The sequence below is a fragment of the Microcystis sp. M49636_WE2 genome (assembly GCF_030065375.1).
Classification (GTDB): domain Bacteria; phylum Cyanobacteriota; class Cyanobacteriia; order Cyanobacteriales; family Microcystaceae; genus Microcystis; species Microcystis aeruginosa_C.
Genome location: NZ_JASJFG010000234.1, coordinates 1 through 4,529 on the forward strand (window position 1 = coordinate 1; position 4,529 = coordinate 4,529).

Consider the following 4,529-nt stretch of genomic DNA (forward strand, 5'->3'; position numbering starts at 1 on the left):
CGATCTTGCCATTGTTGCCTTAACTCGTCGATTATTGTCGTCATCGAAAAATTGAGTTCCAAACCCCGTCTTTTGAGGACGGCTTTAGTTTGAATATTAGCGCATTTACACGATATATGCTAGAACCTGAGCCATGGAGAAGGCCTATCGCTACCGATTTTACCCAACACCCGACTAGAACGAACTAATCAATTAAGTCTTTTGCCAGATAAGGATTTAGGGCGATTGCATCCCTTCCTAGGGTGTGTTCCCTGAAAACATGACAATTTCAAGGTTAACCAATATTTGGGAATGCACCACCCCTACCATTTATAATTCGGGAACATTTTCCTGTTCATAATTTTCTATTAATATTCCCAAAATTTCCATTAAAGAAGCAAGAGGATGATTTTCATTTTCTCCTATTTCATCTATCAAATTATCTAACATAATTACTAATTGTTCATATTCTGATTCGCTACGGGGTATAAAGAGTATTGGCTTTAAGTTTGTCCAGGCTTGCCGTGTTTTCTCTATATCTATCGTCGGCATTTTTTTACTCCTTCCATTTGTTTTTGTCGTATTCAGAATGAGTTAAAACTTCTCGAATATAAATTTTTTTTCGATTGTAATGAATCGCCGCTATGAGTCTAATCTTATTTCCGCCTATGTTAAAGACAGTCAGTTTTCCTACTTTGTCAGCATTGGGGAAAATAGTTCTTAATTCTGCTATGGACTGAAATTGTCCTGTCTTCATTTTTTGATACCATTCTTTTAATGCTGATTTGGTTTCGGGATACCTTTCGGCAAATTCATTTAATTTCTTCCGACTGATAACGGGCATTTTATTAATAAGTCCCGAAAATATTCCCGTTAATTAGCTTTAACTTTCTGCACCATTGTATCGGCAGTGGTAGTGGAAACCATGGCCGCCATAACTTGTTCGGGGGAAACCGTAAAAGGTAAACGATGAATGTCCGAATTAGGCTGACAGGCAATTGCGGCCGCGTGGCGCAACTGGGCAAGGGAAACATCTTTTAATCCTAAATCCTCTAGGGATTTCGGTAAACCAATTTGTTCATAAAACTGGATTAGTTGCCCCCGGGCCGATACTGCCAATTGATTGCCCAAAACTATTTCTTCTAGACGCAATTGGGCGAGAATGCCGTAGGCGACTTTTTCCCCGTGCAGGGCATGATGGCAAGCGGGAATATGGGTTAAACCATTATGAATTGCATGGGCGGCCACGGTACGACAATTAGCACCCCCTAAACCACCAATTACTCCGGCTAATAAAACGGTGGCATCTACCACCTGTTTCCAGTCCTCCCCGCCGATATTTTCCAGAGCTGCCGGGGATTTTTGGAAAAGGATATCCCGCAAAACCCGGGCCTGTTGGACAGCGGCAATGATCAGGGTTTCTGTGGAATGACCGCTACTGACGGAGGCCTCGTACCATTTAGCGATCGCATCGCCAATACCGGCGATTAAGGTTCTTTTCGGGGCAGTTTGGATAATACCGTAATCGAGAATTAATAAATCCGGACAACGGGCTAGGGACAGATCGTAAAGAAACGCCCCCGCGTCAGAATAAACGTTAGATAGGGCTGTCCAAGCGGCACAGGTAGCGGCGGAGGTGGGAATCGTGGCGATCGGCAAATGGCACTGATGGGCGAGTAATTTGGCCGTATCGAGGGCCTTGCCGCCACCCACACCGATGATAAAATCTGCCTCATGACTCTTGACAGATGCCTTTAAATATGCTAAGGAATTTTCCGAACAATCGGGGGCATAACTGTGATAGCTAGGAGTGAGATTTTTCAGGGGAGATGACAAAAAAGCTAAATTGCGATCGCCGCCCACCACCAGGGGACGTTTGCCCAAATCCCCTAACTTGCCGGTGGATTCTTCTAGGGCATTGTCACCCCGAATCACTTGTGCGGGGGCGATTAACAGGGGCAAAACAGCGACAGCATTGGACATTTTTTGACAACCTCAAGGATTATTGGCTAATTTTAGCGAAACTTTCGGGAAAAAGCTGTAGTTCAGGTGTATTATCCCCCGGGGCGGAGAAGGATTTTTTAATCTGTCCTAAGTACAAAGGAGCAGATAAACCGGGCTGAGGATGAACCAGAGTGCGAGCGCTAATGATAAATTGATTATTACCGCCAGCACCGGCGCGACCGGACGAAAACAAGTCACTAGCGGCTTGTTTTAGGGTTGCTTCCACTTGCTCGGGAGTAACAGTACTGGGCAGGGAGATAACAGCTTGATTAGCTCCGTTATCATAGACAAGGGAGAATCTCACCGCTCCAGGAATTTCGGTACGGGTAAATAATCCTAACCCAAGACCGAAAATCCCCACCGTCAACACAGCCATAAAGCTAGTGACACCGACGAGACGAAAGCGGATTCCCCAACCGACGAGAAAAGCGATAATCGTAAGTACCAAAAAAACCAGCGTGGCAATGCCAGACCATTGGATGTATTTGGCAAAGTTCAGGGGAATGTCCATATTTTCTATAATACTGATTCTATGAAAACGGTTAGCATAAACCATTGTACCTATCCTGTGGTCGAAACTTTCCATTCTGTTCAGGGCGAAGGCTTTTGGACGGGAAGCAATGCTTTTTTCCTCCGTTTGGGAGGTTGCGATGTCTATTGTCCCTGGTGCGACCAAAAAGAGTCTTGGAATGCCCACCGTTATCCCCAACAATCCCTAGGGGAATTGGTTGAGATGGCAAAAGGGGCTAACCCCGCTATGGTGGTGATTACCGGGGGTGAACCTTTAATGCACAATCTTGATCCTTTGACCAAGGAATTAAAAAATCAGGGTTTACGGGTACATTTAGAAACTTCTGGCGCTCATCCTTTTACTGGGGTTTTCGATTGGGTGACTTTTTCTCCTAAAACTTATAAAATGCCCGATCCTACTATTTATGCACAGGTGAATGAGTTAAAAATTGTCGTGGCTAATCCAGAGGATTTAGACTGGGCAGCTATGCAGGAAAGTAAGTTATCGGAAGGGGTGATTAAATATCTACAACCTGAATGGAATACAGTGGAAAGCAAAGAGTTAGTCTTTAATTATGTTCTCCGGCATCCCCAATGGCGCCTCAGTCTCCAAACCCATAAGTTTTTAGGAGTCCGCTAGTCAGTTATCAGTTATCAGTTATCAGTTATCAGTTATCAGTTATCAGTTATCAGTTATCAGTTATCAGTTATCAGGAGTCAGTTATCAGTTATCAGTTATCAGTTATCAGGAGTCAGTCTCGATGAAAAAATTTTCACCCCCACAGATGAAAGAGGTTTCCTTCCCTACACCCCACACCCTACACCCTCTTTCAAGTCAGGAGATTACTTTTTATTTATTCTCCCCACTCCCCAATTCATAATTCATAATTCATAATTCATAATTCATAATTCATAATTCCCAAACCCTAATTTACTAACAAGAGGTTAAATACTATGTCTAACAACAATTCTGAACGAGTAGTGCGTCGTGGTCGAGTTTTTCCGGAGATTCAATCTACAGAGGAAGAAAAGGCCAAACATCGCGCCCGACAATTAGAATTTTATCATCGTTGTTGGCCGATTTTTCAGAGTTTACAGCCCCGGTTAATGAAACATTATTATGGTTGGTACATTGCGATCGAACCCGATAGCGGCGATTATTTTATCGATCCCGATCAAGAAGTGGCCAGTAAAAAAGCAAGGGCAAAATATCCCGACAAAATTCATCACATCTTTGGCATTAATGAAACTGGAGTTAGTGGCAGAATATGATTGAAGGGAGATTTGGAACCAAAGGACAAATTTATTTTGATATCGATTTAGTTGGCGATGATGGATTGATTCTACCCACAGAAGTCATGCTGGATACGGGTTTTACCGAGTTTTTAGCCATAAATAGTCAAGATGCTGACAGTCTTGATTGGCGTTTTTTGCGACAAAATAAATTGATAACCGCTCAAGGAGAAGCATTTTTTGATATATATTTAGGCAGAGTAAGAATTGATGGTCAGGAATACGAAATTCCCGTCTTTGCAGGGGAGGCAATTCAGGAGATTTTGTTAGGTTCGCGGTGGCTAAAACAATTTATCTTAGTAGCTAATTATCAACAAACACAGGTGACATTAGGATAATGACAAAAAAGGCGATTATTTTACTTTCTGGGGGATTAGATTCAGCGACAACAGCAGCGATCGCTTTAGCGGCTGGTTATCAATTAATCGCCCTTTCCTTTCGTTATGGACAAAGACATGAGCGGGAATTAGCGGCGGCGAAAAAAATTGCTAATTTCCTCGAAATTAAAGAACATCATCTGATCGAAGTCAATCTATCTTTGTGGGGAGGTTCCGCTTTAACGGATCAATCTATTGCTATTCCCCAAGAGGGAATTAACCCGAATATTATCCCGATTACCTATGTGCCGGGGAGAAATACAGTTTTTATTTCGATCGCTCTTTCTTTAGCGGAAGCAAGGGAAGCGGAGGCGATATATTTAGGAATTAATGCGGTGGATTATTCCGGTTATCCCGATTGTCGTC

At 43.0% G+C, this 4,529-nt stretch carries 9 protein-coding genes; 5 read left to right on the forward strand and 4 right to left on the reverse strand.

The window, feature by feature from the left end; all coding sequences use genetic code 11:
• Positions 1-133: 133 nt before the first annotated feature.
• The gene (locus PX484_RS25670; RefSeq protein WP_110980728.1) at positions 134-178 is read left to right on the forward strand and encodes a helix-turn-helix domain-containing protein; all 45 of its coding nucleotides are present in this window, start codon (positions 134-136) and stop codon (positions 176-178) included.
• A gap of 131 nt (positions 179-309) precedes the next feature.
• Here the strand turns inward: PX484_RS25670 and PX484_RS05570 are convergent, their stop codons facing one another.
• From PX484_RS05570 to PX484_RS05585, 4 genes are read right to left on the reverse strand one after another with little or no spacing between them, the layout of a single operon-like run.
• Positions 310-531: a hypothetical protein gene (locus tag PX484_RS05570; RefSeq protein ID WP_287766621.1), complete on the reverse strand. Its 222-nt coding sequence runs from the start codon at positions 529-531 to the stop codon at positions 310-312.
• Between the two features lie 4 nt (positions 532-535).
• Entirely contained in the window at positions 536-823 is a 288-nt protein-coding gene (locus PX484_RS05575; protein ID WP_287766619.1) for a type II toxin-antitoxin system HigB family toxin, read from the reverse strand.
• 29 nt (positions 824-852) lie between these two features.
• A complete protein-coding gene (locus PX484_RS05580) occupies positions 853-1,962 on the reverse strand; it encodes an iron-containing alcohol dehydrogenase family protein (protein ID WP_002743703.1) in 1,110 nt (369 codons plus the stop codon).
• 19 nt (positions 1,963-1,981) lie between these two features.
• On the reverse strand, positions 1,982-2,539 hold the full coding sequence (locus PX484_RS05585; protein ID WP_002802460.1) for a Ycf51 family protein: 558 nt from the start codon (positions 2,537-2,539) through the stop codon (positions 1,982-1,984).
• Between PX484_RS05585 and PX484_RS05590 the strand changes: the two genes are divergently transcribed.
• The 4 genes from PX484_RS05590 to PX484_RS05605 form a co-directional block, all read left to right on the forward strand.
• Positions 2,516-3,133 (forward strand): 7-carboxy-7-deazaguanine synthase QueE, encoded by a 618-nt coding sequence (locus tag PX484_RS05590; protein ID WP_287766616.1) that lies wholly within the window; start codon positions 2,516-2,518, stop codon positions 3,131-3,133. The two genes, PX484_RS05585 and PX484_RS05590, sit on opposite strands and share 24 nt — an antisense overlap.
• 314 nt (positions 3,134-3,447) lie before the next feature.
• Positions 3,448-3,765: a hypothetical protein gene (locus PX484_RS05595; RefSeq protein WP_002736011.1), complete on the forward strand. Its 318-nt coding sequence runs from the start codon at positions 3,448-3,450 to the stop codon at positions 3,763-3,765.
• Entirely contained in the window at positions 3,762-4,124 is a 363-nt protein-coding gene (locus PX484_RS05600; RefSeq protein ID WP_002756992.1) for a hypothetical protein, read from the forward strand. The genes PX484_RS05595 and PX484_RS05600 overlap by 4 nt, the downstream gene beginning before the upstream one ends.
• The coding region (locus PX484_RS05605) for a 7-cyano-7-deazaguanine synthase (RefSeq protein ID WP_288103105.1) at positions 4,124-4,529 on the forward strand (406 nt) is incomplete at its 3' end. The genes PX484_RS05600 and PX484_RS05605, both read left to right, overlap by 1 nt.